Source organism: Ruegeria sp. AF3 (genome assembly GCF_056536285.1).
In genome coordinates this window covers 604,905-620,748 of the sequence record NZ_JBQFJM010000001.1, presented here as the reverse complement: position 1 = coordinate 620,748, position 15,844 = coordinate 604,905, and the positions used below count along the sequence as shown (strand labels likewise).

Genomic DNA, 15,844 nt, shown 5'->3' with positions numbered 1-15,844 from the left:
CGGGTTGCTCCGCCTTTGGCATGTCAGCGCGGGTGATAGACCGGATGGCGCGGCAGGTCGAGGGGGGCTTAGAGCGCCTTCACCGCTTCCAGCACCTCATCCACGTGGCCGGGCACCTTGACCTTGCGCCAGACCTTGGCAATGCGGCCCTCGCTATCAATGACAAAGGTCGATCGCTCAATCCCCATTGATTTCCGGCCATACATGTTCTTTTCAACCCATACGCCATAGTCCTCGCAGACGGTCGAGCCTTCGTCCGACAAGAGCGGAGTGGTCAGCCCGTGTTTGGCGACAAACTTGTCATGCTTAGCGACGCTGTCCCGCGAAATGCCGAAAACGTGAGCCCCTGCCTCGGTAAACGCCTGAAGCTGCTCTGAGAAACCGATGGATTCCTTGGTGCAGCCCGGCGTATCATCACGGGGATAGAAGAACAAAACCACGGTGCCACCGCGCAACGCCGAAAGCGTCACCTCGCCACCGCCGTCGCGCGGCAAAGTGAAGTCGGGGGCGATGTCTGAAACGTCGGGCATTGGAAACTCCGCTAAAGGTTTTTAAAGGCTGCCCTTCATCATAGGGCAACGCGTGCGGGTTGGAAGGCGTGGATAGCAAATTGAAGCAGCACGAAGACGACGAAGCAAAACCGGGCAAGCCCGTGCGCCGTCGGTCGCGCCGCCGCACCGCTGGTCTGTGGGCTATGCGTGGGGCCATCGTGCTGGTGCTTCTGGCGATGTTTACCGGTTTCATGGTCGTGGGACAGAGAATGCACGCGCCGGTCTGGCTGCGCGATAGGGTCGAAGCCCGGCTGGAACGGGCGCTGGGCGGGCTGCAAATCCGGTTTGGAGACGTCAGTTTCATCATTCACGAAGGCTGGCGACCCCGTCTGCGGCTGACCGATGTTGCCATCAGTGACGCGGCGGGCCAGCAGATTGCGCAGGTATCCGATATGCGCGCCAGCCTGGCCATGCGCCCCTTGCTGCGCGGTCAGGTCCGGCCCAAGCGCATCATTCTGAGTGGCGCGCAGATCGCCATGACCCGCGATCAGGACGGGGCGCTGACCCTGACCGTGGGATCGGGCAGCGCGCCGGTTCAGGAAGCGCCGGACCTTGCACAGCTGATCGAGACCTCGGACGAGGTCTTTCAATCTCCGATACTGTCGGCGCTGACCTCGGTCGAACTTGATGCGATTACGCTGGATTACCGCGACCTGCGGCAGGGGCGGTCGTGGGTTCTGGACGGTGGGCATATTCAGGCGAACCGCAGTGATAACGAAGTGCGGCTTGCAACCGGGTTTTCGGTTCTGTCGGGGCGTGACTATGTCAGCAGTATCGAGGCCAACTATACCAGCGTACTGGGCACGCCTGCCGCCAGCTTTGGCATCTCGGTCACCGATCTTCCGGCCGAGGATATAGCAGGCCAAAGCCCGGCCCTTGCCTGGTTGCAGGTTCTGCGCGCACCGATTTCAGGGGCTTTGCGGGGCAGTGTCGATGAAAACGGGGCAACAGGAACCGTGTTCGCAACCCTCAATCTGGGGGCCGGGGCGGTGCAGCCCAACCCGGAAACACGCCCTGTCCCGTTCGAATCTGCCCGTACATATTTCACCTATGACCCGAAAGCCCAGATGCTGGACTTCAATGAGGTATCGGTGGTGTCGGCCTGGGGCACAGTTCAGGCCGATGGAAAGGCGTTTCTGCAAGGGGCTGAGGATGGTGTGCTGGACAGTCTGGAGACACAGTTGCGCTTGTCCGGGATCAATGTGAACCCGGCGAACCTGTTCCCGGAGCCGATTCAGCTGTCGCGCGCCAGCCTGGATTTCAAGATGGCGTTCAACCCGTTCCAGTTGCGCCTTGGCCAGATGACCATCGAGGATCCGGGCCACACCGTGCGCGCCTTTGGTGTTTTGCACGGACGTGCAGATGGCTGGGCTGTGGCGCTGGATGCCCATCTGGATCAGATGAGCTCGGACAATGTTCTGAGCTACTGGCCCGAGCGCCTGGCACCCAAGCCACGGGAATGGGTGACGGAAAATCTCTATCGGGGGGTTTTGTCGGACATGGATTTTGCCCTGCGTCTGGAACCCGGTTCCAAACCGGATCTGTATCTTGATTTTGGGTTCGAGCAGGCCAAAGTTCGCTTTGCCAAGACGCTGCCGCCGATCGAAGATGCACAGGGTCAGGCCAGTCTGATCGACAGCCGGTTTACGGTCACCGCGCAGCAGGGGATGGTGGTCGCCGATGACGGGGGGAGTGTGGATGCGGCGGGGACGTCCTTCATCATACCTGACACGGATATCAAGAAATCCGCACCCGGCATCGCCCGTATTCAGGCAAAGGGCAGCGTGACTTCTGCGTTGTCGCTGCTGGACCGGCCGCCGCTGGAATTGCTGAGCAAGGCGGGGTTGCCCGTTGAAGTTGCCAAAGGCACGGTTGCATTGACCGGAACGCTGTCCTTGCCGTTGATAAAAGAGCTGAAGTTTCAGGATACCGAATTTCACTTCAACGGAACGCTGGCCAATCTGTCCAGTGACCGTCTGGTGCCGGGATTTTCCATAAGTGCCCCGATGCTGGATATTTCCGGCAATCAGTCGGGCGTCCAGATTCAGGGACTGGGTCAGTTCGGCGATGTTCCGCTTGAGGCGCTTTGGCAGCAGCCCATTGACGGCGAAACCGAACAGCGCAGCACCTTCACCGGCCAGATCGAACTGTCCCCGCGTCTGATGGATGAGATCAAGGCTGGCCTGCCGCCGGGGATGCTGACGGGCAAAGGGGTTGCTGATATTACGCTGGGTCTGGGCGCTGGGGCTCCTCCGAAACTGTCTGTTGTTTCGGACCTTCAGGGCGTGGCGCTAGCCATCCCTGAACTCGGCTGGCGCAAAGAGGCAAACACCACAGGATCACTGACTGCGGACGCGACGTTGGGCGCGCAGCTGAAAGTGGACGACCTGCGGATCAATGCAGCGGGACTGCGCACAACCGCATCCATTTCCTTTCACGAAAACGGTGAATATGACCGTGTCCAGTTCAGCTCGTTCGATCTGGGGGACTGGCTGGCGGTTCCGGCGGAACTGATCGGGCGGGGGGCTGCTGTCCCGGATATCCGCGTCTTAGGCGGTGTGCTGAACATGGGGCGTGCAAACTTCGGGGAAAGCGGCGGATCGGGCGGAGGCGGAGATGCCGGACCAAAACTGGACGTAACATTGGACCGTCTTCAGGTCACCGAAACTGTTGCGCTGACAGGTTTCCGGGGTGCGTTCCAGACGACCGGTGGCGTAAATGGCACTTTCACAGCGCGGGTGAACGGCGGAGCGGCTGTTGCCGGTCAAGTGACCCCACGGGGAAATCGAAGCGCCGTTGACCTAACGTCGAAAGACGCGGGGGCCGTTTTGCGATCGGCCGGCGTTCTGACACAGGCGCGTGGCGGTGATCTGGACCTCAAGCTTGAACCGGTGGCTGAGCCCGGCAGTTACGACGTCATCCTGAAAATCGTTAATACCCGGATCACCGATGCCCCGGCCATGGCCGCGATCCTGAACGCGATCAGCCTTGTTGGCCTGTTGGACGAGATGGCCGGGCAGGGGATCTTCTTTTCGGCGATTGACAGCCGCATGAGGATATCGCCCACCGACATCAAAGTGCTGAGTGGCAGCGCTGTTGGCCCGTCAATGGGGCTTTCGTTTGATGGAACAATCGACACCGTGAACAGCCTGCTGAACCTGCGGGGGGCGATTTCACCGATTTACCTTCTCAATGCCGTTGGCAGCGTGTTTACCCGCAAGGGAGAAGGTGTTATCGGATTCAATTACACGCTGACCGGGCCGATATCCTCGCCCAAAGTCGCGGTGAACCCTCTGTCCGGTCTGGCGCCCTTGTTTTTGCGTGATCTGTTGCGTCAGCCTGCGCCAAAGGTCTCGGACGGCCCCAATGCTGCGCCGGTGGAACCTGACGAGCCGAAACCGACATTTGGTTCTCCTCCCAGTGACCGCTGACGGGATATGGCCGAATCTTTTGTGGGGTTGTAAGGCGCGGTCATGAAGCTCAGCGATTTTGATTTCGACCTGCCCGACGACCTGATTGCCACGCGGCCTGCCAGCCCGCGATCCTCTGCGCGCCTTCTTGTGGCGCGGGGGGGTGCCACAGTGGACAGCCACGTGTTCGACCTGCCCGATTTCCTGCGGCCGGGCGACCGGCTGGTGCTGAACGACACGCGCGTTATCCCGGCGCGCCTGAACGGGCGGCGCCACAGAGACAGCGCGCAAGGCCCGGTTTCCGCCGGGGTCGAGGCCACTCTGCTGGACCCGCAGGCCGATGGCACCTGGTCTGCGCTGATCAAGCCATTGAAGAAAGTGAAGCCGGGGGAAGAGATCGTGTTTTCGGCCGATCTGAGCGCGACGCTGGATCGGGTGGAAGACGGGCAGGCCTACTTGCGCTTCAATCTCAGTGGTCAGGATTTCGACAAGGCGCTGGATCAGGCCGGTGCGATGCCGCTGCCGCCCTATATCGCCGCCAAACGTCCGGCGGACGAGCAGGACAAGACGGATTATCAGACCATCTGGGCCCGCAGGTCCGGTGCGGTGGCAGCCCCGACCGCCTCGTTGCATTTTGACGATGCCCTGATGCAGGCTTTGTCGAAACGGGGTGTCGCCGTCACACATGTGACCCTGCATGTTGGCGCCGGAACCTTCCTGCCGGTCAAGGTCGAGGATGTGACAACCCACAAGATGCACGCCGAATGGGGGCAGGTCAGCGCCGAGGCTGTTGCCGAGATACAGGCGACAAAAGCTGCGGGCGGGCGTGTCATCCCGGTGGGCACCACCGCCTTGCGCCTGATCGAAAGTGCTGCGCGTTCGGGCACGATCGAACCGTGGGAAGGTGACACCGATATCTTCATCTATCCCGGTTTCCGGTTTCACGTGACCGATGCGCTGATGACAAATTTTCATCTGCCGAAATCCACGTTGTTGATGCTGGTTTCGGCGTTGATGGGTCAGGACCGGATGCGCGAGGTTTACGCCCATGCCATCGCGCAGAAATACCGTTTCTTTTCTTATGGCGATGCGTCGCTTTTGATCCCCGGATAGGCGCGCATACGGCATCACCGACAGGGAATGTCGTAGACAAGCGCGATGGAAGCGGTCTTTGATCGCAGAACAAAACTCAAACCAGCTTGGCACCTATCGGAGGCCCAAATGATTCAGGTTCTGTCCAGCGCATGGGCATTGTTGCTCGGCATGGGGTTGCTGATGGTCGGAAACGGCCTTCAGGGCACGATCCTGGGTGTTCGCGGACAACTCGAGGGGTTTTCGACCCTTGAGATGTCTTTTGTAATGTCAGCATATTTTGTTGGTTTTCTGGGTGGTTCACGGCTTGCGCCCGAGATGATCCGGCGTGTTGGTCATGTGCGGGTCTTTGCGGCGCTGGCGTCTTTCATTTCCGCCGTGATGATCATGTACCCGATGCTGGCAGACCCGATCGCCTGGGTTCTGGGACGCGTAGTGATCGGGTTCTGTTTTTCGGGCGTTTACGTCACTGCGGAAAGCTGGCTCAACAACGCAGCCAATAATGAAAACCGCGGTCAGGCCCTGTCGCTTTACATGATCGTTCAGATGTTGGGTATCATCGGCGCGCAGGGCCTTTTCCTGTTGGGCGACCCTGCCGGATACGAAACATTCGTGATCGCCTCGATCCTTGTTTCGGTATCTTTCGCACCGATTTTGCTGTCAATTTCGCCAACGCCTGCATTCGATACTACCAAGCCGATGACGTTGCGGGAATTGATGAAAAGCTCTCCGCTGGGGTGTGTCGGCATGTTCCTGCTAGGCGGCGTGTTCTCGGCGCAATTCGGGATGTCTGCGGTTTACGGGGCCCAGGCCGGTCTGTCCTTGGTTGAGATCTCGGCATTTGTGGCGGCGTTCTATGTTGGGGCAATTGTCCTGCAATACCCGCTGGGCTGGTTCTCCGACCGGATGGACAGGCGTTTCCTGATCCTGTTGGTCGCGGCAACCGGGGCAGTTGGCGCCGTCAGTGGTATGCTTTATGGCTTTTCCTTCGAAATCCTCCTGGCGTCTGCTTTTGTGATCGGCGGAATGACCAACCCTTTGTATTCATTGCTGATTGCGCACACCAACGATTTTCTGAAATACGAGGATATGGCCGCGGCATCCGGTGGTCTGATCTTCATCAACGGCCTTGGGGCAATTACCGGACCCGTTATCACAGGCTGGCTGATGGGTGACGCAGTCTTTGGCCCGCCGGGCTTTTTCCTGATCATTGCCGTGTTGCTTGTCGCATTGGCCGCCTATTCGGTTTACCGGATGACCCAGCGTGCAGCAGTTCCTGTTGATGAAACCGGCACCATGTCGACGCTTTATCCCACTGCATCGCCCGTTGCATTCGAGGTTGCACAGGAAGTTGCCATAGAGGCGGCAGAAGCAGAGCTCGAAGAAGGTGCGCGCGAAACCGCTTGAGACACGAAATTATGTCGGTTGTGTTGCAATATGTTACTGTAACAGTTCTGTAAAAGGGACTTAAATGACGTTACGTCTGGGGCGCGGGCAATTGACGGAGTTTGAGGCAATGGTAACGCCTGAAGAAGTATTGAGTTTTTGGTTAGATGAAGTTGGCCCTAAGGGCTGGTATATTGAAAATGAGGCGCTGGACGCAGACATTCGGGCGCGGTTTCAGTCAACTTGGGAAGCAGCGGCAGCGGGTCGGTTTTCGCTCTGGCTGACTTATCCCAGCGGGGCGCTTGCTTATATCATCCTGACAGATCAGTTCCCGCGTAACATGTTCCGAGGTGAGGCGCGTGCCTTCTCGACCGATCGTGCGGCATTGGCGGCGGCGAAATGCGCAGTCGACAAAGGCTGGGACAAGAAGATCGACGAACCAGCCAGACAGTTCTTTTACCTGCCGATGATGCACTCGGAAAACCTGTGCGATCAGGAACGCTGTGTGCGTCTGATCTGCCAAAACATGAGCAGCGACGCAAGCAACCTGCTGCACGCCAGAGCGCATCGCGAGGTGATCCGCAAGTTCGGTCGTTTCCCGTATCGGAACGCGGCGCTGTCCCGCAGCTCGACTCCGCATGAAACTGCCTATGTCGATATGGGCGGGTACGGCACGACCGTGCGCGAACTACAAGCTACGGGCTGAACGCGAAGCCGCAACCGCTCTTTGGTCACGGCTGCGCTTTATGACTCAGGTGTGCATCCCCGCAATGCCAAAACGCGTTCCGCTGCGATATCGGCGCCGGTTTGGATCGCCTGCGCAATCAGCATTTCTGGCGTGTCAGCAAGTTCCGAAATCCGCTCCTGAACCGTTTGCAGCTTCTGTTCTGCTGCATTCAGGCGCCCCAGCGTTGCCCGGAGGTTTTGCGCGGCTTGGCTGTCTGCAAACGTGTCTTGCTGTGAAAGCGCCGCCAAATCATTCCGCAACGCCGCAAGCTCGTCCCGAATGCCCTTCGCCTCATCCCGGATGGGGGCCAAGGCCTGAACCGTTTGCGAGACTTCAGCAGTGATGTTTTCGGCTTTGGACGCCAGTTTCCAGCCCAGAAACAGGCACAGCGCAACAAGTATCAATGTGGCATTGAGCAGGGCAAGCAGCAGATCTTTCAGAGTTTTGGCCATAGTCAGCCCCTTGAATGGGTTGAGAAAAGAATAGGTCCGACCGGTGTCGGCGTTTCTTTTCTAGCCATTGCATGGCCCGGGGTATAGGCTGAAATCCGCAAGTTCAGGCATCGCTTACCCTGCGTCCTATTTGTCGCGGGAACGGTGTGTTGATGCGTTCCGAATAATAGTTTAATGGTAAACTAAATTTTCAACTCCTGCGCCGAGAGGAACACATGGCTGCACAATCCTATGATCTGATCGTAATCGGGGCTGGCCCCGGCGGCTATGTCGCTGCAATCCGCGCAGCCCAGCTGGGCCTGAAAACCGCAGTTGTCGAGCGCGAGCATTTGGGGGGGATCTGCCTGAACTGGGGCTGTATTCCGACCAAGGCGCTGTTGCGGTCGTCCGAAGTGTTCCACCTGATGGAGCGCGCCAAGGATTTCGGTCTGAAAGCCGAAAAGATCGGATATGATCTGGACGCGGTGGTCAAACGATCCCGTGGCGTGGCCGCGCAGCTGTCAGGAGGCATTGGCCATCTGTTGAAGAAGAACAAGGTTGCCGTCGTGATGGGTCAGGCCACGATCCCTGCAAAGGGCAAGGTCAGCGTCAAGACCGACAAAGGCACCGAGGAACTGACCGCCAAGAACATCATTCTCGCAACCGGGGCACGGGCGCGGGAACTGCCGGGCCTTGAAGCTGACGGCGATCTGGTCTGGACGTACAAGCACGCACTGCAACCGACGCGGATGCCGAAAAAACTGCTCGTCATCGGGTCTGGTGCGATCGGCATCGAGTTTGCCAGCTTCTACAATACGCTGGGCGCAGACACCACAGTTGTCGAGGTGATGGACCGGGTGTTGCCGGTCGAAGACGCCGAAATCAGCGCATTGGCCAAGAAGGCGTTCACCAAACAGGGCATGACCATCATGGAAAAAGCCATGGTCAAGCAGCTGGACCGTGGCAAGGGGAAAGTGACCGCGCATATCGAGGTAAAGGGCAAGGTCGAGAAACAAGAGTTCGACACAGTGATCTCGGCTGTCGGGATCGTTGGCAATATCGAAAACCTTGGTCTGGAAGCTCTGGGCGTCAAGATCGACCGGACACATGTGGTTACGGACGAGTATTGCCGCACCGGCGTTGAGGGCCTTTATGCGATCGGTGACATCGCAGGCGCGCCCTGGCTTGCACATAAAGCAAGCCACGAGGGTGTCATGGTCGCGGACCTCATCGCGGGTCAACATGCGCACCCGGTCAAACCCGAAAGCATCGCGGGATGCACCTATTGCCAGCCTCAGGTTGCCTCGGTTGGATATACCGAAGCAAAGGCCAAAGAGCTGGGTTACGACATCAAAGTCGGCCGCTTTCCCTTTATCGGCAATGGCAAGGCCATAGCCTTGGGTGAGCCGGACGGGCTGATCAAAACCGTGTTTGATGCGAAAACAGGCGAGTTGCTGGGCGCCCACATGATCGGTGCCGAAGTTACCGAACTGATTCAGGGTTACGTGGTCGGTCGCCAGCTGGAGACAACGGAAGAAGACCTGATGAACACCGTCTTCCCGCACCCGACACTGTCAGAGATGATGCACGAAAGTGTGCTGGATGCCTATGGTCGCGTGATCCATATGTAAGATCGGCGTAGTTCCCCGTCAGGGTTGGGGGCTCTGCCCCGCCGCGCGTGCCGCGCGCCTCCCCCGGGATATTTTAGGCCAGATGAAGCAGGGATCCTTTATTCATCTGGCTGCAAATATCCCGGAGCGCGAGGCAGAGCCTCGCATAAGACCTATTTGTTCAAAGCATCCAGAATGCGCGCCCATGACCGGATGCCCTTGTGGAAGCTTTTCACGTCATATTTCTCGTTCGGCGAATGGATGGCATCATCTTCGTTTGCATAGCCAACCAGCATCGAGTCGAGCCCCAGAACGGTGTTGAAATAGCCGACAACAGGGATTGATCCCCCCATTCCAGTGAACACTGCCTCGCGGTCCCATTCATCCGACAATGCACCGCGCGCGGCTTCGAATTCGGGGCGGGTGATATTCATGACCGAAGCGGGAGACCCTTCCATATCGTTATCCCAGACCACTTTGGCGTCCGGGGATAGCTGATCCTCGACATGTTTGCGGATTTTGGCGCGCAGCGCGTCCGGGTCCATGTCACCAACAAGACGGCAGGTGATTTTGCAATGGGCCTTGGACGGAATAACGGTTTTGGAGCCCGCACCGTTATAACCACCCCACAGCCCGTTCACTTCGAGCGTTGGTCGTGCCCATTGTTGCTCCAAGGTAGAGTAACCCTTTTCGCCATGCGGCTGGGTGTAGCCGACCGAATTCAGATAATCCGCTTCGTCGAAGCCGCAATTCTGCCATTGGCGCAACTGGTCTTCGGGTACTTCATGCACGCCTTCGTAGAACCCGTCGACAGCGATCCGCCCGGTTTCGTCGTCATAAAAAGAGGTCACGATTTTCGACAGTTCGCGCAGCGGATTCAGGCCCGGGCCGCCATAGTGGCCGGAATGCAGGTCGATGCGCGGCCCCACAATGGTAAACTCGTCCTTTAGCATGCCCCTCAACTGCGCCGCAATCGACGGAACGCCGCGTGACACCATGGATGTATCGCAGACCAGCGCCAGATCCGCTTTGAGTTCGGCGGCATTTTCCTTGAGGAAAGGAACCAGTGAGGGCGAGCCTGATTCTTCTTCGCCCTCGAAAAAGAAAGTGATGCGGCAGGGCAAGGATCCGTGTACGGCCTTCCAGGCGCGGCAGGCTTCGACAAAAGTCATTAGCTGGCCTTTGTCGTCTGACGCTCCGCGTCCGCGGATGACCGGTCCGGTTTCGGTGTCCTCAATGGCGGGATCGAACGGATCCCGGTTCCACAGGTTCAACGGATCGACCGGCTGCACATCGTAGTGGCCATAAAACAGGAAATGCGGCGCAGTCGCGTCCTCACCCACGTGGCCAACAACCATCGGGTGGCCCGGTGTTTCCCGTTTCTCTGCCGCAATCCCGATGCTGTTCAGATCGGCGACCAGCCAGTCCGCGGCGCGGCTGACCTCGGCCTTGTATGCGGGGTCGGTCGAGATCGACGGGATGCGCAGCAGTTCCATCAGGCGGTCGATCGAGGTTTGCAGATCTTCGTCAATCCGGTTCAACACGGCGTCTAGCGACATGGGGGGCTCCTGCCTGTTTTTTGTTCCCGCGAACCCTAGCAGCGTTGTCAGCGCCGTCCAGAGTTGTTGACACGAATTGCGGCCCGGCAGCGTAAGCTTTGGGTAGGGAGGCGAGACCTGCGTCGTTTCCACGCGTTCGATGGCCGTAACTTTACTTGTCGGATGGGGTGCAAACTTATATTTGATGCAAATCAAAGTTGGGTTCACCTTTTCGGCTGTAACCAGCTGAATAAGGGAACACAAAGCCACCAAAACAGGGTAAGCTGTGGGAGGTGGCGAAAATATCGCCCAATGGGAAACCGGATACGGGCGTTCAAGGAGGGTCCTTTGGACTATACTGCTCAGCTCGATTCAGCGATTGCCAGGCTGCATGATGAAGGTCGTTACCGGACCTTCATCGATATCGAACGTCGCAATGGGCATTTTCCCCATGCGGTGCGCACACGTCCGGACGGGTCACAGCAGAACATCACCGTATGGTGCGGCAACGATTATCTGGGCATGGGGCAAAACCCGGTCGTTCTGAATGCAATGCACGAAGCTGTTGATGCAGCCGGTGCAGGTTCAGGCGGTACGCGCAATATCTCGGGCACCACGGTTTATCATAAAAGGCTTGAAGCTGAACTGGCCGATCTTCACGGCAAGGAAGCCGCGCTGCTTTTTACCAGCGCCTATATCGCCAATGACGCAACGCTCAGCACGCTGCCTAAACTGTTCCCGGGCCTGATCATCTACTCTGACGCGCTGAACCATGCCTCGATGATCGAAGGCGTGCGCCGGAATGGCGGGGCCAAGCGCATCTTCCGGCACAATGATGTGGCGCATCTGCGCGAGCTGCTTGAGGCGGACGATCCGGCCGCACCCAAATTGATCGTATTCGAGTCGGTTTATTCCATGGACGGCGATTTTGGTCCGATCGAAGAGATCTGCGATCTGGCGGATGAATTCGGTGCGCTGACCTATATTGATGAAGTGCATGCAGTAGGCATGTATGGCCCGCGCGGCGGCGGTGTGACCGAGCGCGATAACCTTGCCCACCGGATCGACATCATCAATGGCACGCTGGCAAAAGCCTATGGCGTGATGGGCGGCTATATCGCGGCCAGCGCCAAGATGTGCGACGCCGTGCGGTCATATGCGCCGGGCTTTATCTTTACCACGTCCCTGCCACCTGCGGTTGCGGCCGGGTCTGCTGCATCTGTTGCCTACCTGAAAACTGCACCTGAACTGCGTGAGCAGCATCAGACGCAGGCCAAAATCCTCAAGCTGCGGTTGAAGGGGATGGGGCTACCGCTGATCGACCACGGAAGCCATATCGTGCCCGTGATCGTCGGAAACCCGGTCCATACCAAGAAGCTCAGCGATATGCTGTTGGATGATTACGGCATTTATGTGCAACCGATCAATTTCCCGACCGTTCCGCGCGGAACCGAGCGTCTGCGCTTTACCCCTTCTCCGGTGCATGGGCCTGACGAAATGAACCGTCTGGTACAGGCGATGGACGAACTTTGGTCACATTGTGCGCTAAATCGCGCCGAACTTGCCGGTTAACCTCACGCCAAAGTGTGCAACGTATTTGCCGCGTGTTAAGCTTACGCTAACAAAATCGGCGGACGAATCGTTTTGGGGATGATTCGCCGCTAACGCGAAACGCGCGACAGGCAGAATGGGGCAGCAGGAATGATTGGGCGCAGATCACAGCGCGAATCTGATGAGGATGTAGATGTCAGACCGAAAGGGTTTGACGACTACGAGGTACGCCTTGGTGACAAGATGCGCGGCGAACGCGCAACCATGGGCAAATCCCTGTTGGATGTTCAGCGCGAGCTGAGGATCAAAGCCAACTACATTGCTGCCATCGAAAACGCAGATCCTGATGCCTTTGACACGCCCGGCTTTATCGCCGGGTATGTGCGTTCTTACGCGCGTTATCTGGGGATGAACCCGGATGAAACCTTCTCGACTTTCTGCGCGGAAAGCGGTTTTTCGGTCGCGCATGGCATGTCGGCCGAGGCTTCGGTGGTGCGAAAGCCGACCGGTGCGCTTCCGACGCGTGGGCCAATGGGGCGCGATCCCTTCATCTCGCCCAATACGCCGTATATTCCGGGCAAGGAATCTCTGGTCAGTCAGATTGAACCGCGCGCCATCGGATCGTCGCTGGTGCTTTTGGCGGTTATTGGTGGCATCGGCTATGGCGGGTGGGCGGTTCTGAACAAGATCCAGCAGGTACAGGTCAGCCCGGTTGAACAAGCGCCTGTGGTGCTTTCCGACCTTGATCCGCTGGATGCCGTGCGCGGCGGCGTTGTCGATGATGCGGTTGCTGCGGCGAACACCGAGGCACTGGACCGCCTCTATCGTCCGCAGGCCTTGGATGTTCCGGTTCTGGTTGCCCGCGATGCGCCAATTTCGACCCTTGATCCACGCGATGTCGGAACCTTCCGCCCGCCAAGCCTGCCGCAGTTCGAAGTCGCCGAAGTGCACACGGTTGAACGACCATCCTTGCCGCAGGTCGTGGAACAGATTGATACCATGCTGAAAATCGTTGCTGTCGATCCTTCTTGGATGCGGGTGACGGCGGCGGATGGCAGTGTTATTTTCGAAGGGACCCTTGGAACGGTCGAGCAAGGCAGTGTCTTTGAGGTTCCGCTAACGGAAGAACCACCGCTGTTGCGGGCAGGGGCGTCGGGATCGGTTTATTTCTCAATGAACGGCGAGCACTATGGCCCGGCAGGGGCACCCGGCACGGTTGCCAAAGGGGTGATCCTTTCGAAAGACGCGGTGTCTGAAGTTTATGCTGTTGCCGATCTTGAGGCGGAACAGAACAGCGCTCTCAAGCAATTGGTGGCTGAACTGCAAACCGAGGCGACAGAAGCGCCCGCCGAGTGATCTTGCCATTGCGGTAACCCCTTTGCCGGACTATCTACAGTCGCAACCCAGGCAGACGCGGATCCGTCCTTATGTCCCTTAATCACGTGCGCCCCTGGCGCGACATATATCGTCGTAAATCCCGTCAAATCATGGTCGGTAACGTTCCCGTCGGGGGGGATGCCCCGATCGCCGTTCAGACCATGACCAACACCCTGACCACTGATGTGGCGGCAACGGTGGCGCAAGTTCAGGCCGCAGCCGAGGCTGGCGCGGATATCGTGCGCGTTTCAGTCCCAGATGAGGCGTCGGCTAAGGCATTGAAAGAAATCGTGCGCGAAAGCCCGGTGCCTATCGTTGCGGACATCCATTTTCACTATCGCCGTGGAATCGAAGCGGCCGAGGCGGGCGCTGCCTGTCTGCGTATCAATCCCGGCAACATCGGCGATGAAAGTCGGGTGAAAGAAGTCATTCAGGCCGCGCGCGACCACAATTGCTCGATCCGCATCGGCGTAAATGCAGGCAGCCTGGAAAAGCACCTGCTTGAGAAATATGGCGAACCGTGCCCCGAGGCGATGGTCGAAAGCGGGTTGGAACATATCCGCATCCTTCAGGACAATGATTTTCACGAGTTCAAGATCAGTGTGAAGGCCAGCGACGTATTCCTGTCCGCCGCCGCGTATCAGGGCATAGCCGAAGCCACTGATGCGCCCATCCATCTGGGTATCACCGAGGCGGGCGGACTGGTGTCCGGCACCATCAAATCCGCCATCGGGTTGGGCAACCTTCTGTGGATGGGGATCGGCGACACGATCCGCGTCAGCCTGTCTGCCGATCCGGTGGAAGAGGTGAAGGTCGGCTTTGAAATCCTCAAATCCCTTGGTCTGCGCCACCGTGGCGTCAACATCATCTCATGCCCGTCCTGCGCGCGGCAGGGGTTTGACGTTATCAAGACCGTCGAGGCGCTGGAACGTCGTCTGGAACACATCAAGACACCGATGAGCCTGTCAATCATCGGCTGCGTGGTCAACGGACCGGGCGAGGCGCTGATGACCGATGTCGGGTTTACCGGTGGCGGGGCAGGGTCCGGGATGGTCTATCTGGCGGGCAAGGCCAGCCATAAGATGTCCAACGATCAGATGATCGACCACATCGTGGAGCAGGTCGAAAAGAAAGCCGCGGAACTGGACGCGGCTGCGGAAGCGGCGGAGTAGTGTGGGGTCGGCTGTGTCGGTAAGGCAGACATAGCGACCTTACTCATCCCTTGCCCTGATGCCTGAGCTGTTGCAAACTTGTTTCGTGACCGAACGATGCCTGTTTCGTCGCTGGTTCCGTCGTTAAACAGAACAGCGCGGACCCATGCTTTGGGAGGAGTGTGTCATGACATCCAAGACCGCAGGCCCTACGCCACCTGAGAACCTGACGCCACACCAGCAGGCCATGCCCAAGGTCAATCGGGTTACTTCGGATGATATAAAGGCGTCGCTAAAAGCTGGGTTCTCCGATTTTCTGGCGCGCCCCTTCATGAGCGGTTTCTTCGGGTTTTTCTATGCGGCTTTCGGCATCCTGATGGTCTGGAGCTTGGTCTGGCTTGGCAAGATCTGGATGATCATCCCAGCGATTGTCGGGTTTCCTCTGGTCGCGCCTTTCGCCGCTGCAGGACTTTATGAGATGTCCCGGCGGTTACAGAAGGGAGAGAAATTTGGCTGGTATGAAATCCTCACAGTCATGGCCGATCAACGCAAGCGCGAAATGGGCTGGATGGCCTTTGTTACGCTGTTCATTTTCTGGGTTTGGGTTTACCAGGTCCGGCTTTGGCTTGCGATCATCCTGCAGAATTCATCCTTTTCGGATTTTGACGGATTCTTGAACATCATCTTGTTCACCCCGCAGGGCTGGACATTCCTAGCAATCGGCACCTGTGTCGGGGCGTTTCTGTCGGCTGTCTTGTTTTCGGTCACTGTCGTCGCCATGCCCATGCTTCTGGACCGGGAAACAAATTTCGTTTCAGCCATGTTGACGTCTTTACGCGTCGTCTCGGAAAGCCCTGTGGTCATGCTCGGCTGGGCAGCGATCATCTCGGTCACAATGTTATTGTCGATGGTTCCGGCGTTTATGGGCTTGATCTTTACCTTGCCGATCCTTGGCCATACCACGTGGCATCTCTATCAACGGGCCGTGGAACCGGTAGACGGCTGAGGTCAGCGATCAGT

The 15,844-nt window shown here is 58.2% G+C and carries 12 protein-coding genes; 9 read left to right on the top strand and 3 right to left on the bottom strand.

All coding sequences use genetic code 11. From position 1 onward, the window contains the following. Window positions 1–68: 68 nt before the first annotated feature. Window positions 69–530, bottom strand: a complete 462-nt coding sequence (locus ACR3FC_RS03060; RefSeq protein WP_480473352.1) for a peroxiredoxin — start codon at window positions 528–530, stop codon at window positions 69–71. 68 nt (window positions 531–598) lie between these two features. Between ACR3FC_RS03060 and ACR3FC_RS03055 the strand changes: the two genes are divergently transcribed. The 4 genes from ACR3FC_RS03055 to ACR3FC_RS03040 all read left to right on the top strand — a co-directional run bounded on the left by ACR3FC_RS03055 (window position 599) and on the right by ACR3FC_RS03040 (window position 7,145). After that, window positions 599–3,982 (top strand): YhdP family protein, encoded by a 3,384-nt coding sequence (locus ACR3FC_RS03055; RefSeq protein ID WP_480473351.1) that lies wholly within the window; start codon window positions 599–601, stop codon window positions 3,980–3,982. Window positions 3,983–4,024: 42 nt separating this feature from the next. Further along, a complete protein-coding gene (queA, locus tag ACR3FC_RS03050) occupies window positions 4,025–5,074 on the top strand; it encodes a tRNA preQ1(34) S-adenosylmethionine ribosyltransferase-isomerase QueA (protein WP_480473350.1) in 1,050 nt (349 codons plus the stop codon). A 108-nt stretch (window positions 5,075–5,182) separates the two neighbouring features. After that, the gene (locus ACR3FC_RS03045) at window positions 5,183–6,460 is read left to right on the top strand and encodes an MFS transporter (protein ID WP_480473348.1); all 1,278 of its coding nucleotides are present in this window, start codon (window positions 5,183–5,185) and stop codon (window positions 6,458–6,460) included. Between the two features lie 109 nt (window positions 6,461–6,569). After that, on the top strand, window positions 6,570–7,145 hold the full coding sequence (locus tag ACR3FC_RS03040; protein ID WP_480476775.1) for a DUF924 family protein: 576 nt from the start codon (window positions 6,570–6,572) through the stop codon (window positions 7,143–7,145). Window positions 7,146–7,183: 38 nt separating this feature from the next. Here ACR3FC_RS03040 and ACR3FC_RS03035 read toward each other — a convergent pair whose 3' ends face one another. Further along, complete coding sequence (locus tag ACR3FC_RS03035) at window positions 7,184–7,618, bottom strand: hypothetical protein (protein WP_480473346.1); 435 nt, start codon at window positions 7,616–7,618, stop codon at window positions 7,184–7,186. A gap of 215 nt (window positions 7,619–7,833) precedes the next feature. Between ACR3FC_RS03035 and lpdA the strand changes: the two genes are divergently transcribed. Continuing rightward, a complete protein-coding gene (gene lpdA, locus ACR3FC_RS03030) occupies window positions 7,834–9,228 on the top strand; it encodes a dihydrolipoyl dehydrogenase (protein WP_480473344.1) in 1,395 nt (464 codons plus the stop codon). Between the two features lie 152 nt (window positions 9,229–9,380). Here lpdA and ACR3FC_RS03025 read toward each other — a convergent pair whose 3' ends face one another. Continuing rightward, a complete protein-coding gene (locus ACR3FC_RS03025) occupies window positions 9,381–10,766 on the bottom strand; it encodes a M20/M25/M40 family metallo-hydrolase (RefSeq protein WP_480473343.1) in 1,386 nt (461 codons plus the stop codon). Between the two features lie 327 nt (window positions 10,767–11,093). Between ACR3FC_RS03025 and hemA the strand changes: the two genes are divergently transcribed. The 4 genes from hemA (at window position 11,094) to ACR3FC_RS03005 (ending at window position 15,830) form a co-directional block, all read left to right on the top strand. After that, window positions 11,094–12,317, top strand: a complete 1,224-nt coding sequence (hemA, locus tag ACR3FC_RS03020; protein WP_480473341.1) for a 5-aminolevulinate synthase — start codon at window positions 11,094–11,096, stop codon at window positions 12,315–12,317. A gap of 129 nt (window positions 12,318–12,446) precedes the next feature. After that, window positions 12,447–13,652, top strand: coding sequence for a helix-turn-helix domain-containing protein (locus ACR3FC_RS03015; RefSeq protein ID WP_480473339.1), 1,206 nt, complete (start codon window positions 12,447–12,449; stop codon window positions 13,650–13,652). A 71-nt stretch (window positions 13,653–13,723) separates the two neighbouring features. Next, a complete protein-coding gene (gene ispG / locus ACR3FC_RS03010; RefSeq protein ID WP_480473338.1) occupies window positions 13,724–14,845 on the top strand; it encodes a flavodoxin-dependent (E)-4-hydroxy-3-methylbut-2-enyl-diphosphate synthase in 1,122 nt (373 codons plus the stop codon). A gap of 166 nt (window positions 14,846–15,011) precedes the next feature. Next, on the top strand, window positions 15,012–15,830 hold the full coding sequence (locus ACR3FC_RS03005; RefSeq protein ID WP_480473337.1) for a DUF2189 domain-containing protein: 819 nt from the start codon (window positions 15,012–15,014) through the stop codon (window positions 15,828–15,830). Window positions 15,831–15,844 lie beyond the last annotated feature (14 nt).